The organism is Paenibacillus sp. LT-B23, from assembly GCF_059417685.1.
On the sequence record NZ_JBSQBM010000012.1, the window covers coordinates 160,772 to 176,755 of the forward strand.

Genomic DNA, 15,984 nt, shown 5'->3' on the forward strand with positions numbered 1-15,984 from the left:
GTGAGTGAGGCTATAAGGAGAGGCAAAACTGTTTCCCCATGAGTCACCCCCTACCACTGAACCTTTTGATCGCTTCCTCGGTCACCGGCTTGAAGAGGTTAATGAGGTTGCCGTCGGGATCACGGAACAACACAGCACGGTTCCCCCACGGCATCGTGGTCGGTTCCTTTACCCACTCGTCGACAAACGGCTTCAAGCGCTCGTATTCGGCATCGACATCATGGACGAGGAACTCGAGTATGACAGTGCGATTGTCGGCCGCCACTGCGGAACCAATGCCGAACAGCGGCACAGTATGGGAGTGACCGATCGCCAGGGTGCACGATGGCACAACGAGTTCGGCAAAGGCTGCCGCGGGACGTTCCGCTGAAACACCCATGACTCTCTCATAGAACTCAACAAGACGATCCACATCGTCGGTAATGATACGTACAGAAGCAAAATTCATAAAATACCATCCTTCCTATAATAAATGATACAGTATCTTATCAGGGCAAGAACAAGCTATCCACCCCATTATGTTTACCTAATCGATAATAAACTAACGCTACTGACAACGTTATGTCAGTAGCATTTTAACATTTTCGGGTATTCTCTCTGCTAAAGTTGATACCCGTTTATATATTCTGCCCGTTAGCGTAATGAAGCACCCGCCAGTCTAATTCTTTATTTTCTCAGTCTACAACTTTATTTTCTCAGTCTACAACTTTATTTTCCGAGTCTAACACTTTATTTTTCAGTCTAATACTTTATTTTCTTCTGACATAAATCATGTTTTGGAGGATTTTTTGATTTGTGCTCCTTCTATAGGGAAAGAAAATACCTTCGCAGGTAGAGCCCATTTTCTTGATAGATGATAATTAGGATCAGTTGAGGTGAGAAATAAAGAAAGCACCCATGATGACAGCTAAGGAGTTGGAGAAAATAGAATGAATGCTCGTATGGCTATATCCACTACTAATCAACAAGCAGTGCAGCAGGTAGACCCGCGTCGCTGGTATGCATTAGCTCTTATTTTGCTTCCTACGCTGTTGATTTCATTGAACAATTATATGATGCAGGTGGCTCTTCCCATGATGCAAGCGGACCTGCATGCCAGTTTTTCCGAGGCGCAGCTCATATTTACGGGGTATTCTCTGGGGTTGGCTGTGGCCTTGATCGTGGGCGGCAAACTTGGAGATATGTATGGTAGAAGACGGATGTTATTTATCGGGGTCATGGGGTTTACATTGATGGCTTTGCTAGGGGGAATCATATCGCAGCCTACGTTACTTATTATGATCCGTGTGGTTCAAGGGTTATCTGCTGCCATGATTCAACCGCAGGTTTTAACTATGATGCAGAGCAGCTTTCTTCCCCGGGAAAAAGGGATGGTATTTGCTATTTACGGAGCGGTCATTGGCGTTGGATTTACACTTGGCTTAATCCTGGGCGGATTTTTGGTAGACTGGAATCTTTTTGGCCTGAGCTGGCGTATCATTTTCTTTTTTAACGTGCCCTTTGGGCTGTTGGTACTTCTCTTTTCTCCTATTATTTCAGAATCTTATGGCAAGTCGGTACCCCACATGGACTGGACAGGTGCTTTTCTATTGGCCCTTGGTTTATTACTGTTTGTCTATCCGTTAACAGCCGGACAAAAGCAGGGCTGGGCCTTATGGACATGGGGGTGTCTGCTGATATCCATTCTGGTGTTGGTAGCTTTTATCGTTGTACAAATGGGGAGGCAAAAGAAGGGTGGCTCGCCATTCATTCGTCTGTCTATTTTTAAAAAGCGTTCATTCAGCGCAGGTATGGTGACGGTTATCGTGATTTATCTTAGTATGTTCTCATTCTTCTTTATATTGAATTACTATGTACAATCCGGTTTGCACTACAGTGTTCAATCCACGAGTATGGTCTTTTTACCGCTGGGTGTTGGATTTTTTCTTACCTCACTGTTGTCATCCAGATTGGTTAAAAGATGGGGGAACGCGGTGCTGAAATCAGGTACGCTGACGATGGGGGTTAGCAGCTTTTTACTTATTGGATCGTTGCATATGGATGCTATTCATTTCTTTCATATTCAAAACATCATGATATTAGGCATATATGGTCTGGGTCTGGGGATGGCTACAACACCTCTGGCCAAAGTTGTACTTGGTACAGTAGCGGCTGAAGATGCAGGGACAGGCTCAGGCTTGTTCACGACCTCTATGTATTTGGCTAATTCGTTGGGCGTTGCTTCAATCGGTATTTTGTTCTCTTCTTCGCTCAGGCATACACTTTCAGAAGCGCATCTGTCGGATTATATCAGGGCATTTTCGATTTCTGTTGCAGCGAGTGGACTTCTTGACTTGGTTGGTTTTGTTTGTATTTTATTTTGTTACAAAGATGAAACATAACTGTAAAATAACTCTAACATAGGACGGGTAAAAGATAGACATGACCCCCTTTTGATTCATATATATTGCTGGGACCCGAAGCTTCGGGTCCTCTTTTTTTTGTCTTGTTTTATTGTAGCTACGTGCGATTTACAAGTTACTATTAAGATTCATAGGTACGGTTCAGGTCACTTATCAGCTCAGGAAGCCATTCGGTCAGGGAAAGAAAGGAGTACCCCTCTGATCGGGCTTTAGTTGTATCCATGTACCACGATTGTGTAATACCGAATGGAGACATATGCTCGTCGGCTGTTTTTTCTTGAATCGCGGCTTGTTTTCCAGTTACCTGTTCAATGGTGGAAACGAGTTCTCCAATCTTCACAGTACCATCCGAGCAAGCATTTACGGGTCCTGTCAAATGAGATTGACCAAGCCAAAGCAGAAAATCTGCGGCTTCGTCAGAACGGATAAACGAGATGTGCGCTGCCGGATTCGGTATGCCGATTTCTATTCCATTGCGAATATGCTCAATATGAAAATGAAGTCTTCTCGTATAATCATCTGTTCCTAATACAATCGGAAAACGAACAGCGGCAACCGGGAACGTAGCTTGTTGCATGAAAACCGCTTCTGCCTGCCGTTTAGCCTCCTGATATGTAAAATCGTTCTGTCTGCCTTTGCGAACCAGGTAAGCCTGGGGGTCGAAGACACTCTCGGTCAGCACTTCCGGACTTGGATCATAAACGGATAGACTGGAGGTCAGAATATACCGTTTGGCTTTAGTATCAAAAATGCGACAGGCTTCTCTGGCTTCATCTGGAGAAAAGCAAATATTGTCGTAGACAATATCCCAAACCTGCTCACCTACCGCCTCAGCCAACGCTTCCGCATCGTTACGATCTGTAATAATCCGTTGGACGCGGTCACCAAACGAATCGCTTGTTTGACCTCTCGTGAGGATCGTAACATTGTTCTCGGAAGCCTCCAAGAGACGTTCCACCAGCTTTTTTCCAAAAAAGCGCGTTCCACCTAATACAAGTATCTCTCTCATTTGTTAATCACTCCTTAAGGGATTGGTTTTATTAGGGTAAACGGAATAACGATCTCAAAGGATACGGAACGATGAAAGGATTATTTTAGCATATGCATTCCAATGTACACACAATGTAGTAAAAAGTCTAAATTCATCAGGAGCAATCGTAATTTGTCTAAAATACATGATATAATGCCCGAGAGGAGGTGTCATAGTGTCAGAGGTGAAAAATATTGATTCACTAATGAGACATCTAAGAAATACACACAATATAGCGATAGAAGGGAGTGTACAAAAAAGAAGACTTCGTAATATTGGTTATTATCATGGCTTTAAAGGCTACCGATACATATCTACACCGGGAAATACAGTAAAGCCAATTCTCTATACTGATTTCAATCAAATTTTAGCTATTAACTCTTTTGATATGGAACTAAAATCAATTTTTTATCCCCATATCATGTTCATCGAAACAGCACTGAAAAATTATGTTCTCGAAATCGTTCTTGATCAAAGTAAAACGGACAATTTTAATGTGATTTTTGATGCAGTTTTAACTAATTATAAGACATTTCAAGTGGGCTCTCAAAATTACAAGGTTGCACTCAGTAAAAGACTTGGCGTAAGGGAGAAATTTTATAATACGCTGACACGAAGTTTTACGAATAATAAAAAGGTGGTTCAACATTTCTATCAGAAAGATGAGCATGTACCTATTTGGGCAATTTTTGAAGTTATTACGCTTGGTGAATTTGGGAATTTTGTCGCAGCAGCTAATGGTAATATCAAAAGAGACACGTCCAAGTCTCTCAATTTGAATCAGTCATGTGATGCGAATGGAAAGCTGACTGAGAGCATAATATACATCTTAAAAGACCTTAGGAACTCCATTGCTCACAATGACGTTATCTTTGATACCCGTTTTAAGAGTGGTAAGCCCAACAATTCCTTAATAAGTTGTTTACAATTAGACACGAAGATTCCTAACATAACCTTTAATACTATTGCAGATTACTTTATATTAGTCATTTATTTGCTTAAAAACTTTCATCTATCAAAAACAGAACTCGGAAAAATAATAGCTAAATTTGAAGCATCAACTAATCAAATCAGGGCTCAGATTCCTATCACTATATACAATCAAATTTTTCTGACCGATACAAAAAATAAATTGCAATTGCTGAAGGATTTTATTAAATGAAAAATTCTTGTTTACAATGCTGTTTAAGTGTATAATATATATATCGAATAGCGGTGGCTGTCTTCGGACTACCACCTAAAGGAATCGGATGCGTCCGGTTCCTTTTTTATATTTATAAACTAACCTCCTCATTTCAGATGTGATGGACTGTCTCCAAAGCCTTTTCTCACCCCTATTTCCTTAATCAATTCCTGATAATACCCACCCCAATATCTTTCTCTTTTCAGTTCTCTTCTTCTAACTGAATTAATTCGGATAAGTCTGTAATCTCCAAAGCATGAGCGATTTTCTCTAGCATGAGTAGGTTAACTTCTTGTCGATTACCGCTACAAAGAGTAGATATTCTGGATTGGGGTATTCCTGTCATAGCTTCTAAGTTTTTTTGAGTGATTCCTTTTGTTTTTAATACTTCCTTTAGCTTAATTTTGATTTTCAACATTAAATAGATGCCTCCGGGATTTTGTTGCAAATATTATTTTTCAAAAGTTGAAATCAGTTCTCTTCTTCTAACTGGATCAACTCCGATAAATCAGTAATCTCTAAAGCATGGGCGATTTTTTCGATTACAGGAAAGCTAATTTCCTGTCTTGCATTACGACACATATCAGAAATCGTAGCTTGGCGAATTCCTGTTAACTGAGACAGCTTTGTCTGAGTAATTCCTTTATTTTTCATAACGATATGTAGCTTCAATTTAACCTTCAGCAAACCTAAAACCTCCATTGACATTATACTATCCTTAGTATATACTAAGGATAGTATAATAATGATTTACATACTATTTATCTTAACAAGGAGATATGCATCATATCCTTGCCTTTGCTATTGCCATTTTACCAAAAAGAATCGGGGGAAATACATATGACTACACTAGGCAACAAACTCAACAAACAGCACATTCTGGACATTGTTCGCATGGAACCAGTTTGGCCGCAAGAAGTGGGAAGCGATGACCAAGAGATACATTATTATCACATCACTGATGCTCTGAACCGTAAATGGCAAACGATTGGCTATAATGTCTCGGACGCTATTGAAGTGTTTGAGACAGGAAAGACTGATATGTGGACACGAATCATAAAGCCAGCCCCGTTTAACCCCAAAATGAGCACGAACGATCTCATTCAAATGTTTCATATCAGCCCCGAAGATGAGCACATCCGTAACGCTATGCAAATCATACTGAACTCGGTTGAAAGGCGCAATGAATTCATTGCCCGTTCTATTTATATTAACGAACAAGACACTTTTAATCTACTCTGCAATATGAAGGGTGAATATCTTCGGTATCATCAGCTTACAGACGAGGAATTTATGGACTTGTATGTTGCAAATCCTGTTGAAGCCTTATCTGTATATTTTCTGGAGTCCGTAGACATCCATCTGTATTGGGAGTGGGCAGGGGTAGGAGGTACGTGTGAGAAGGCTATTCAATATAAACAGGAGGAACCTGAAATAACTTTGATTCAAGCGATTGAGAGGGCTGAGGACGAAGTCGACCGCTATGTATCCGGTTATTAACTGTTTACTAAGGAGGAGTGTGTATGTACAGAACAGGAAGATTAATTAACGGCAAACTGTTTCTAAAGACACTTGGAGGTGATTGGATCAGCCTACAGATGCTCATTGATAATCAATTTTATAGAGGTGTCGAATATGCGTAAGCGTTCGCCTTTGCAATGGGATTCTACCCTTTAAAGGGTTTATACCATCCTGAGAATCCCGTTGCAACAGCGAACGTAAGATCAAATCATTTGCGTAGCGGTGGATCACTACCTAATCTTACTCCCCAAGCAGCTTCAAAAAGTTGGCTGGCACCGAAAATTGCTGATCATTAATGATAATCTTCCGAATCTCTTCAATAGAGTCTTCTTCACCTTGGGCGTCTTTAATCTCCTTGATTTCTCGGTGGAGACGTTCCATTTGGAGGTCAAGCGCATTGGCTGAATCTGCCGCATTTTTTAATTCGCGTGTCAGGCTTTCAGGTACGGACTGGTTGTATTTATAAAAGATTTTATGCTCCAGACTGGCCCAGAAATCCATCGCAATTGTCCGAATTTGTACCTCTACGCAGACCAGCTCCTGGCAGTCGGACATGAATACAGGAACCTGGATCAACAGATGCAGACTTTGGTAGCCGTTTGGTTTGGGATTTTTGATGTAATCTTTGACCTCCAGCACCTTCAAATCACTTTGTCTCTGTAACATGTCACTTACATCATAAATGTCCGAAATAAAAGAGCAGGTAATGCGTAGTCCCGCGATATCCTTAATGTGATCCTTGACGGCAGCAAGAGAAAGCTCGCTATTTTTACGAAACATTTTGTTCATGATGCTCTCAGGGGATTTGAGGCGCGATTTGGTATGCTCAATAGGGCTATAATCGTGCAACGCCTGAAATTCCTGCTTTAGTATTTCAATCTTGGTTTCCATCTCGTCGAGCGCAAATTTATAGATCAGCATAAAACGCGTGATATCATGTTTTAGCTTTTTGATCTTGTCCATCGGGTCTTCCGGATACATATGTAATTCTCCTCACACATAGATGTCGTAAAATGTAAATAATATTTAAAATAATGGAGCCGTGCGGTTTAAGGTGGTTGGCAGCGAAGCGGCAATTCCCACCCTAAACAAATTTTAAAGCGGCACCGAAATTTTACGTTTTTGTTTAAAATAAACCCATTCGCGGAAGCCAATATCCTTCAGCATCGCCTTCACTTCGTCCCAATCATCTCCTACCCGAGCAGGTTTATGGGCATCTGAACCAAAAGTGACCTCTACGCCAAAATGATGCGCTCTTTCCAAAATGGAGACTGATGGATACCATCCGCCACTGAGCTTGGTTTTGCCTGATGTGTTAATTTCAATGGCAACACCGGATTCTGCAATCACTTTCAAGGTTTCATCAATCGCTTCATCGGCAGGAATATCTGAGAAAGCCGGGAAATTCCCCTTCATCGCGTCGATATGACCCAAAATCTGAAACATACCGCTCCGCGCAGATTCCTGAATGAGCGCATAGTAAGCTTGTTTGACCTCGATTTTTCGTGCATCACTTACGTCATTCCAACGGCTGCGATTAAAAATGCTGTCTTCCTCAACGTTGTGGATCGAACCAATGAGGTAGTCGAACGGATAAGGGGCCAGGGTGGAACGGTACAGTTCTGCAAAATCAGGGAAATAATCCGTTTCCAATCCGAGCAGCACGTCAATACGGCCTTCGTATTCCTTCTGTAGCTGCTGTACCTCTTCTACGTACTCGGCAAGCTGTGATTTCGCCATATAAATTTTCGGAAAAGCCTGATCCTGCTCGCTGCATAAGAAGGGGGAGTGGTCTGAAATACCAATTGCCTGTAAACCGGACTGAATGCCTGCTTCGATATAGTCCCGAATATTGCCGTCTGCATGACCGCAGCGGAAATGATGGGTGTGCAGATCAAATTTCATAGGATGTCGTCCTCTCGTATTTAACGTTTGTATTTCGTATGGTGTTCCTAGCGGAGTGCGCTATTCAGAACTGATAAAATTGGTTTCCGGCATACCCTTTAGATCGCTTAGAAACTGCTGCATAGCGGAGTTCAGATATCGGCCGGATTTATAAATGACCCCTACCGGATGGCTAACCTCCAGCTCGGTAATCTGGATCATTTTCAATGTACCCGCACGTAGCTCGGGAGTGACCGACAGCCTGGATATAATGGCAGCGCCCAGATTGATCTCGACCATCCGTTTGACTTCCTCGCTGCTGGACAATTCGATCACGACATGAGGCACAATTTGGTGTTTTTTAAATACATCGTCCACGAATTTTCGTCCTACCGTATCGGGTGAGAGCAGAATAAGTGGAATTTCCCGAAGGGCTTCAATGGTAGCATGCGGTTGGGAGGCCAGCGGATGAGTGGGCGATACGACAAGCTCAAAGGAATCGTAATACAAAATCGAAGTGCTCAAATTTGGATTACGTTCGATCAAGTAACCGATGCCAACATCAATAAGCCCGTTTTCCACCTGCTGATAAATCATGGAGGAAGCCATGGATTGAATGGAGGTTTTGATGAGCGGGAATTGATCCTGAAAGTAGGAAAGTACACGCGGTAAAATTTGAATGGCGATGGACGTCGTAGTGCCCAGCGCAATATGACCCTGCGGCGTTTCGTTCAGATCGTACAATTTTTGCCGTAGTTCCTCGACAACACTCAAGATCCGCTCTGCATGTTCCAAAAAAACAGCCCCTCGGTCGGTCAGGGTGACGGGTTGGTTGCGGTCGATCAGAATGGTCTTGAACTCGTCCTCCAGACTTTTGATTTGGGCGGATACCGCCGGCTGCGTCAAATTGAGAAGTTCTCCGGCTTTGCGGAAGCTCATCGTTTTGGAAATCATGATAAGTGTTTCAAGTTGACTGATGTTCATGAAGTTCCTCCTCTCTTTTCTTAATTCTGTCGCAGCAGTACAGCCTGAGGATTTTTCACAAATCCACATGTGCATATGTAAAACCATCGTTATGCTTATTTCATTAAATTATAGGTTATTCGAGCGGGAAGGGCAATGAATCGAAGCAGAACACCGTAAAGTATGGTATATTGGAAAATAAAGACTAAAGTCCTGCTATACATCAAAAGTAACCCATTTGAATTCGATGGAAAGCGATGGAATAGGACATTATTCACATTTTTTGTGATTCGGCTATAAAAAATTGCTGGATAGCTGTCGATAAGTGATAGAGAGAGTATTTTACTGAAGGTTGATTCGTTATGCATCATTTTGAAAAATAAAATTCTAATTAAAATGGGACTTTTGTTGTGTGTCTAAAAGCCCATCGTAAAGGGGCGCAATGATCGTGAAGGCAGAAGTGATAAATCCTTTTTTGGAGTCGGCGCGGCGGGTCATTGAACAATTGATCCAAATCTCTCCCTCACCCGGCGATCTCGGTGTGAAAAATGTCGAGCTGGTAGACGACCATATTTGGATAATGATCGGGATGACCGGACAGCTTAGCGGAAATATTGTGTTCGGCCTGAATGAACAGGTAGCGTTGCGCATGGTTTCGGCGATGATGGGCGGATTCGTTTTGACTGAAATTGATGAGATGGGCAAAAGCGCCATTTCGGAATTGGGCAATATGATCAGCGGTAATGCCAGCACGATTTTGTCCAATCAGGGGATTGTAGTCGACATTACGCCTCCGCAGGTCATGAAGTCGGAAAACTTGACCTCTTTCGTACCTCAGCGTGCCCTTTATATTCCGCTTACGATGGAAGGAATCGGTGAACTGGATATTCAGGTGATGATCTCTTAGTATTAAAGAAACAGGTTTCTTTAATATGGAGGGATGGCCATGAGTACATTGCAAAACAAGGTGGTTGTCATTACAGGGGCATCCAGTGGAATTGGCGCCCTTTGCGCACAGTTGCTGAGCGAAAAGGGCGCGATTCCTATTTTGACAGCGCGTTCGCAGGAACGGTTGGAGCAAGTGTCGGCGGGAATTAGCGGCAGGCATGAGCTGATCCCTCTGGATGTCACTCGTCAGGGGCAGGTAGAGGCCGTGGCTGCCCGTGTGATGGAGCAGTACGGACGGGTCGATATTTTGCTCAACAACGCAGGTTACGGGAAGTTTGAGTATTTTCATGAGACAGACCTGACAGAGTTTGAACAAATGATGGATGTGAACTATATGGGCGCTGTCCGTTGTATCAAGGCATTTCTGCCGCAAATGACAGCAAGAGGTACAGGTCAGATCGTCAATGTGGCATCCATGGCCGGAAAAATCGGGACAGCCAAATCGTCCTCCTACACAGCAACAAAGCATGCGCTGCTAGGGTTCAGCAATGCGCTTCGGCAAGAGCTGCGCGGGAGCGGAGTTACGGTAACTACGATTAATCCCGGACCGATCGACACGCCATTTTTTGACCTCGCTGATCCTTCGGGCGGATATGTCCGTAACGTAGGCTGGTTTATGCTAAAGCCGGACAAGGTCGCGCAGCACATCGTGAGAGCGATGGAGCTTCGCAAGGAGGAGGTTAATCTGCCACGGTGGATATCTCCTTTTCTCAAGCTGTATCAGCTTGCTCCCAGACTGACCGATAGGCTGGGGCATGGCGTGATGAACAAAAAATAAAGGATGTCCCGCAAACCATGTGATGGTGGAGGGACATCTTTTTTTGTTATTTCGTAGCAAAGGAGGGCGGGACTAAATATCCGCATTTGGTTGCAGGGCTGTTTTCGCATATAATGGAGAGTAACGAATTTACGTATAGGGGTTGGACCTTTTCATGACATTGAATTTTGAATCGCTCGGCATTGAACAAGACCTGTTGACCAAGCTGGCTGAGCATGAGATTACGCAGCCTTCGCCGGTTCAGGCGCAGGCTATACCAGAAATGATGAAGGGCAGGCATGTATTGGCTCGTTCGCAGACCGGCACAGGGAAGACGCTGGCTTATTTGCTGCCATTACTACAAGCCATTGATCCACAGAAAAAGGCTACGCAAAAGCTGATCCTGGCTCCCAGTCAGGAGCTGGCGATGCAAATTGTACGTGAAGGTCAGCGTTATGGGGAGCATCGCGGCATCCGTGTGCTTGGTCTGATCGGTGGAGCGGCAGTCAAGCGCCAGATCGAGAAGCTGAAGGACCATCCGCAGCTTGTGGTCGGCACACCGGGACGTGTACGGGAACTCATCGCTTCCAAGAAGCTGAAAATGCACAACATTACAACCATCGTCATCGACGAGGTGGATCAGATGTTCCAGCTCGGCGGAGCAGGCGATGTCACGAACATCCTGGGCACCGCCCAGCGTGACCGTCAGTTAGTATTTTTGTCCGCAACGCTGAACGACGAAATTCAAGCGCTGGCCAAGCGGGAAATGAAGGATTATGTGGAAATCGGGATTGATCCCGACCAGAAGACGGCCAGCGGTCTGGAACACTATTACTTTGTATCCGAAGAACGGGATAAGGTGGACATGCTGCGCCGACTGGTGCGTCATTTTAATCCGAGAAAAGCGCTGGTGTTCGTCAATACCACCAATGCTATCGGGGAGATTGAGGCCAAGCTCAAGCATATGGGACTGACTACAGCATCCCTGTACGGTGATGCGGACAAAGTTACACGTACCAACGTGCTGGCCCAGTTTCGTGCGGACAAGCTCAAGGTGCTGATTGCTTCCGATGTGGCAGCCCGTGGTCTGGATATTGAGGGACTGGAAATGGTGATCCATTTTGATCCGGCTACGGATAGTCAGGCTTATGTTCACCGTGCAGGACGGACCGGACGGATGGGGCGCAAAGGATTGGTTGCGTCGGTTGTTACCGATCGCGAAACATTCATCATGCGTAAGTTTTCCCGTGAACTGGGCATCGACATTGCAGAGCGTGCGTTGCATGGAGGGCGAGTTGTCGTGCCGCGTCCGGTGGATGCCAAGCGTGCGCCTGTAAGGCCATCCGAAGCCAGATCCACTTCCGACGGAGCAGCCACGGAAAGCCGCAAGGCACCTGCCCGCGATGAGAACGGTCGTCCTGGCAGAACTACGGCAAATGGCTCGGCTCCAAGTAAGGGCAAAGGAGCAGCTTTGTCCAAAGCAGGGAAAGCGCAGCGCGAGCGTGATCGTAAAAATAAGGGAGCACCAAGATGGCTGAAGGAAAAAGGGTCAAAACCGAACGGATAAGTGAGAAGAGGGGGAGCCATGGAACAACAGCCTGTATTGCAAATTAATGGACTGACAGGCGGATACAGCGCCAAGCGCCCGGTGCTGCACCAGATTTCTCTGGATGTGAAGCCGGGCGAAATGGTGGGGCTGATCGGTCTGAACGGAGCCGGGAAAAGTACGACGATGAAGCATATTTTGGGACTGATGACACCGCAGGCGGGAGAAATCCGCGTGCAGGGACATAAGCAGGCGGAAAATCCCGAGCAGTATCAAGGAGCCATTGCTTTTGTACCCGAGTCTCCAGAGCTGTATCCCGAAATGACCGTGATGGAGCATATGGAATTCACCGCTAGAGCGTATGGAGTCAGTGAAGCTGATTTCCGCACCCGCAGTGACCAAATGCTGGACTTGTTCCGTATGCGGGATAAGAGCGGAAGCATGTCGATGCATCTCTCCAAAGGGATGCGCCAGAAAGTGATGATTATGTGCGCATTTTTGGCGGGACCGCCGCTATATGTCATTGATGAGCCATTTTTGGGTCTGGACCCGCTCGGTATTCGTTCCCTGCTTGATTTTATGCTGGAAATGAAGCGCTCGGGCTCGTCCATTTTGCTCAGTTCTCATATCTTGTCCACGATTGAAAATTATTGTGATCGTTTCATTGTGCTTCATCAGGGTGCCATCATTGCACAGGGTACGCTGGACGAAGTGACAGCACAGGCGGGTAAGCCGGGCATGCCGCTGGAAGATGCATTTTATGAGCTGGTACAGGGCAGGGAATGAGCATGGATTTGCAACGCTTGCATAAAGAAAGACGTGTTGCGTTCTGGGGACAAGTGCTGCCTTATCTTGGCTATGTCATTCAGAGCGGCCTGGCGGTCGTCTTCGGCTTTGCGCTGATTGCCTTTGCCGCCTGGTATACGTCGCTGATTATGCATATCCCGCCGGATTTGCCCATCCGCTGGATTATGCTCATTGTAGCCGTTCCGGTCGCTCATGTAAGCTTCCGTACGTATTTGAATGAAGCCGATATCGTCTTCCTGCGCCCGCAGGAGCATGCGATGCACCAATATTTTAAGTCCAGCCGTATCCGTGGCGTGGTGTATAAAATATTCGGCCTGCTGTTGCTGCTAGTGATCGCGTGGCCGCTGTATATCCGCAGCGATACTGCGCCTAAGCCACTGCTGCTGACCATACTGCTGTTCGTGCTGCTGAAGCTGCTGTTCAGCTATGGCGGCTGGCAGGAGCTGCGTATGGTATCGCGCGGCGCAAGTATGGGGTATCGTCTGCTTCGCTGGGTGCTGGCAGTGCTGCTGGTAGCCGCATGGCTGTGGCAGCCTCCGCTGCGCAGCTTGCCGTTTATCGTGCTGGTGGGTGTGGTGTATGTGCTTGTTCTGCGTTTTCCGGTCAAGTTGCTGGTGGCATGGGAAAACCTGATCCGTACAGAAGGCATTCAGGCTGCCCGTGTGATGCGTACTTTGGGCTGGTTTGTTGATGTGCCGGCCCTTACGCAGAGAGTGACTCCGCGTCGCTGGTTGTCCTGGTTGGGTGGTAACATACCGTGGGACAAAAGGGGAGCTTATCGTTACCTGCTGTTCAAAACCTTTGTGCGCACAGAGCCTGTGGGGATGGTGATTAGGCTGGGTATCCTCGGCCTGTTGATTATATGGATCACGCATACGAGCTGGATCGGTATGGCTGTGTATTTATTTTTTATATTCCTGATCGGCGTGCAGATTACTTCGCTAAGGCAGTACCACAAGGATTCGCTATGGCTTCAGCTCTATCCGCTTCCTGCCCATACCCGCCGTGCGTCTTTTCTGGACTTTGTTGTCCGGCTGCTGTTGCCGGTTGCGGTTGTCCTGTGGCTTCCTTTTATGTTGAGAGGAACTGAAGAGCTGATTTCCACGCTGCTTACGCTGGCTGGTGGAGTGCTGGTGGTATACCTGGTACGAGGCGCTCAGGCGAAAAAATGGCGTCTGGACGGTCAAGATGAGGAAGAAGTTTGATCCTGTGTGTATAAAGTAAAAACAAAGGCTATTCCGTAAGCAGCAAGCGCTGTTTGCAGAATAGCCTTTTTGCGTGGGTACTGTGTTATGGGTCAGCCGTGGGCGCAGATGTCATTCTGCTTAAATAAAAATCGTTTTGCTGATGATTACTAACAAAATGAACAGTACCAGAATCGTTCCTGTGCTTGTGAATGCTCCGAAACCACCGTAACCGCCTCTTGTTTCTTCTGCTCCCATGATCATTCTCCTCTCGGTCATTGTGATGTAGGATACACCGTATGTTATGAAGCGGATTTTCGGATTGCGTGGGCCAACGTGGAGGTACATTGCCGGATCGCCTTATTTTTTTCAGCGGATATGAGGGGATAGAGAGGAAAAGACACGTTTTGTCGAGAATAGAAGAAGTATGTAATCATTATTACTTGGAAAGTGGGAACGACGAGATGCTGGCAGACAAGCTGCTCGTGAATATATTTCTGGTTTTTGTACCCTTGCTGGTGTACAGCGCTTTATCGGATTATCGACATATGAAACAGACCCCATTGCTCATGGGAGGGGTGCTTGGTATCTCTTCTGTGCTTTGTCTTATTTTCTCGTATAGCTGGTACGGCTTGTTTTGGGATCTCCGATATGTTCCGCTGATCCTCTCCGTTTTATATTTTGGTCCCGGAGCAGGACTGGTGAATATAACACTCATGATGATGGCCCGCATTTATGTTGGACCTGATTCCATCGGAGTGGGGCTGATTAGCATGCTGTTATGTTATCTCGTACCTCTCTTGGTGAGAAAAAAATTTATGCATCTCAAAGGCATGCTGGCCCGGGTGTTGATAAACTTGCTCATGAGTGTGTGGATGAATGTGATCATGCTGGTTATTCTTATGATGCATTCCTGGGCCAACGGCAGACTGGATGAGGATGAAGTCGAGCTGATCAAGGGGGTCCTTTGGTTTGCTATAATTCAATTTCTAAGTATCGGAGCTGCCTCTTGCTGGATGGAGTTTAGTCTCGAACGGGAAGAGATGAGAAAAAAGATCAAATATGCTGAACGTCTCAATACGTTAGGGGAACTGGCCGCTTCCATGGCTCACGAAGTTCGTAATCCGTTGACGGTCGTAAAAGGGTTCCTGCAAATGGCCCAGTCAGGGCTGGAAGGAAAAAACCGCAGATATATGGCGTTGGCGCTGGCGGAGGTCGATCGGGCTGAAAGAATCATTAGCGACTATTTGAATTTATCCAAGCCGCAGATTGGGAAGACGGAGCTGATGGATCTGTCCGGTATGGTTCAACAGATTGTTCTGCTCCTGAAACCGATGGCGGCCAAGCAAGGCGTAAGAATGCAGACGGAGCTGAGGAATGAAATATATCTACATACGGATCGTAATCAACTGTTGCAGGCGCTAATTCATATCACGAAAAATGCGATTGAGGCTGCGGAAGATGGAGGCAAGGTATACATAAAGCTGGCAGTTCAGGAAGAGAAGGCATGTCTAAATATCAAGGATACTGGAAAAGGCATGAGCCCAGAACATCTGGAACGGGTAGGCACTTTGTTTTTTTCGACCAAAGAAGTAGGGACAGGGCTGGGAACGGCAGTCTCCTTTCGCATGATCGAAGCGATGAACGGCAGTATACGGTATGAGAGCGAGCCGGGAGCCGGTACAGAGGTTATCATTTTGCTGCCGCTGGCACAAGAATCTTTGCTGGCTGCTGAGGGATAAGTGCTTCGAGTGTGAAT

General features: G+C 45.7%; 17 protein-coding genes. 9 read left to right on the top strand and 8 right to left on the bottom strand.

Annotated elements, in window-relative coordinates:
* Positions 1 to 43 precede the first annotated feature (43 nt).
* Positions 44 to 448: a VOC family protein gene (locus ACWXW9_RS16665; RefSeq protein WP_053325236.1), complete on the bottom strand. Its 405-nt coding sequence runs from the start codon at positions 446 to 448 to the stop codon at positions 44 to 46.
* Positions 449 to 929: 481 nt separating this feature from the next.
* Between ACWXW9_RS16665 and ACWXW9_RS16670 the strand changes: the two genes are divergently transcribed.
* Positions 930 to 2,381 (top strand): MFS transporter, encoded by a 1,452-nt coding sequence (locus ACWXW9_RS16670; protein WP_494930292.1) that lies wholly within the window; start codon positions 930 to 932, stop codon positions 2,379 to 2,381.
* A gap of 142 nt (positions 2,382 to 2,523) precedes the next feature.
* Here ACWXW9_RS16670 and ACWXW9_RS16675 read toward each other — a convergent pair whose 3' ends face one another.
* Positions 2,524 to 3,411, bottom strand: a complete 888-nt coding sequence (locus ACWXW9_RS16675; protein WP_494930293.1) for an NAD-dependent epimerase/dehydratase family protein — start codon at positions 3,409 to 3,411, stop codon at positions 2,524 to 2,526.
* Positions 3,412 to 3,607: 196 nt separating this feature from the next.
* On the opposite strand from ACWXW9_RS16675, the gene ACWXW9_RS16680 reads away from it, so the two are divergent.
* Positions 3,608 to 4,594: an Abi family protein gene (locus tag ACWXW9_RS16680; RefSeq protein ID WP_494930294.1), complete on the top strand. Its 987-nt coding sequence runs from the start codon at positions 3,608 to 3,610 to the stop codon at positions 4,592 to 4,594.
* A gap of 223 nt (positions 4,595 to 4,817) precedes the next feature.
* On the opposite strand, the gene ACWXW9_RS16685 is transcribed toward ACWXW9_RS16680, so the two are convergent.
* Together ACWXW9_RS16685 and ACWXW9_RS16690 are read right to left on the bottom strand one after the other, a co-directional pair.
* Positions 4,818 to 5,033, bottom strand: coding sequence for a helix-turn-helix domain-containing protein (locus ACWXW9_RS16685; protein WP_137060105.1), 216 nt, complete (start codon positions 5,031 to 5,033; stop codon positions 4,818 to 4,820).
* A gap of 53 nt (positions 5,034 to 5,086) precedes the next feature.
* A complete protein-coding gene (locus ACWXW9_RS16690) occupies positions 5,087 to 5,323 on the bottom strand; it encodes a helix-turn-helix domain-containing protein (protein ID WP_494930295.1) in 237 nt (78 codons plus the stop codon).
* Between the two features lie 132 nt (positions 5,324 to 5,455).
* Here ACWXW9_RS16690 and ACWXW9_RS16695 point away from each other — a divergent pair, with 132 nt between their 5' ends.
* Entirely contained in the window at positions 5,456 to 6,115 is a 660-nt protein-coding gene (locus tag ACWXW9_RS16695; protein WP_494930296.1) for a hypothetical protein, read from the top strand.
* 261 nt (positions 6,116 to 6,376) lie between these two features.
* On the opposite strand, the gene ACWXW9_RS16700 is transcribed toward ACWXW9_RS16695, so the two are convergent.
* From ACWXW9_RS16700 to ACWXW9_RS16710, 3 genes are all read right to left on the bottom strand, one after another.
* On the bottom strand, positions 6,377 to 7,117 hold the full coding sequence (locus tag ACWXW9_RS16700; RefSeq protein ID WP_494930297.1) for a GTP pyrophosphokinase: 741 nt from the start codon (positions 7,115 to 7,117) through the stop codon (positions 6,377 to 6,379).
* A 114-nt stretch (positions 7,118 to 7,231) separates the two neighbouring features.
* Entirely contained in the window at positions 7,232 to 8,041 is an 810-nt protein-coding gene (locus tag ACWXW9_RS16705) for a histidinol-phosphatase (RefSeq protein WP_494930298.1), read from the bottom strand.
* A 60-nt stretch (positions 8,042 to 8,101) separates the two neighbouring features.
* Positions 8,102 to 9,004, bottom strand: coding sequence for a LysR family transcriptional regulator (locus tag ACWXW9_RS16710; protein ID WP_014277800.1), 903 nt, complete (start codon positions 9,002 to 9,004; stop codon positions 8,102 to 8,104).
* A gap of 427 nt (positions 9,005 to 9,431) precedes the next feature.
* On the opposite strand from ACWXW9_RS16710, the gene ACWXW9_RS16715 reads away from it, so the two are divergent.
* The 5 genes from ACWXW9_RS16715 to ACWXW9_RS16735 all read left to right on the top strand — a co-directional run bounded on the left by ACWXW9_RS16715 (position 9,432) and on the right by ACWXW9_RS16735 (position 14,246).
* Positions 9,432 to 9,890, top strand: a complete 459-nt coding sequence (locus ACWXW9_RS16715; RefSeq protein WP_137060098.1) for a chemotaxis protein CheX — start codon at positions 9,432 to 9,434, stop codon at positions 9,888 to 9,890.
* 39 nt (positions 9,891 to 9,929) lie between these two features.
* Positions 9,930 to 10,709 (top strand): SDR family NAD(P)-dependent oxidoreductase, encoded by a 780-nt coding sequence (locus ACWXW9_RS16720; protein WP_494930299.1) that lies wholly within the window; start codon positions 9,930 to 9,932, stop codon positions 10,707 to 10,709.
* Between the two features lie 154 nt (positions 10,710 to 10,863).
* Complete coding sequence (locus ACWXW9_RS16725) at positions 10,864 to 12,255, top strand: DEAD/DEAH box helicase (RefSeq protein ID WP_494930300.1); 1,392 nt, start codon at positions 10,864 to 10,866, stop codon at positions 12,253 to 12,255.
* An 18-nt stretch (positions 12,256 to 12,273) separates the two neighbouring features.
* Positions 12,274 to 13,020: an ABC transporter ATP-binding protein gene (locus ACWXW9_RS16730; protein WP_025685414.1), complete on the top strand. Its 747-nt coding sequence runs from the start codon at positions 12,274 to 12,276 to the stop codon at positions 13,018 to 13,020.
* A 2-nt stretch (positions 13,021 to 13,022) separates the two neighbouring features.
* Positions 13,023 to 14,246 carry an ABC transporter permease gene (locus ACWXW9_RS16735; RefSeq protein ID WP_494930341.1) on the top strand — a complete coding sequence of 408 codons (1,224 nt, stop codon included), beginning with the start codon at positions 13,023 to 13,025 and terminating at the stop codon, positions 14,244 to 14,246.
* 120 nt (positions 14,247 to 14,366) lie between these two features.
* Here the strand turns inward: ACWXW9_RS16735 and ACWXW9_RS16740 are convergent, their stop codons facing one another.
* Positions 14,367 to 14,483, bottom strand: a complete 117-nt coding sequence (locus ACWXW9_RS16740) for a YjcZ family sporulation protein (RefSeq protein ID WP_209440990.1) — start codon at positions 14,481 to 14,483, stop codon at positions 14,367 to 14,369.
* 149 nt (positions 14,484 to 14,632) lie between these two features.
* On the opposite strand from ACWXW9_RS16740, the gene ACWXW9_RS16745 reads away from it, so the two are divergent.
* Positions 14,633 to 15,967, top strand: coding sequence for a sensor histidine kinase (locus tag ACWXW9_RS16745; protein ID WP_494930301.1), 1,335 nt, complete (start codon positions 14,633 to 14,635; stop codon positions 15,965 to 15,967).
* The last annotated feature ends 17 nt before the right edge of the window (positions 15,968 to 15,984 follow it).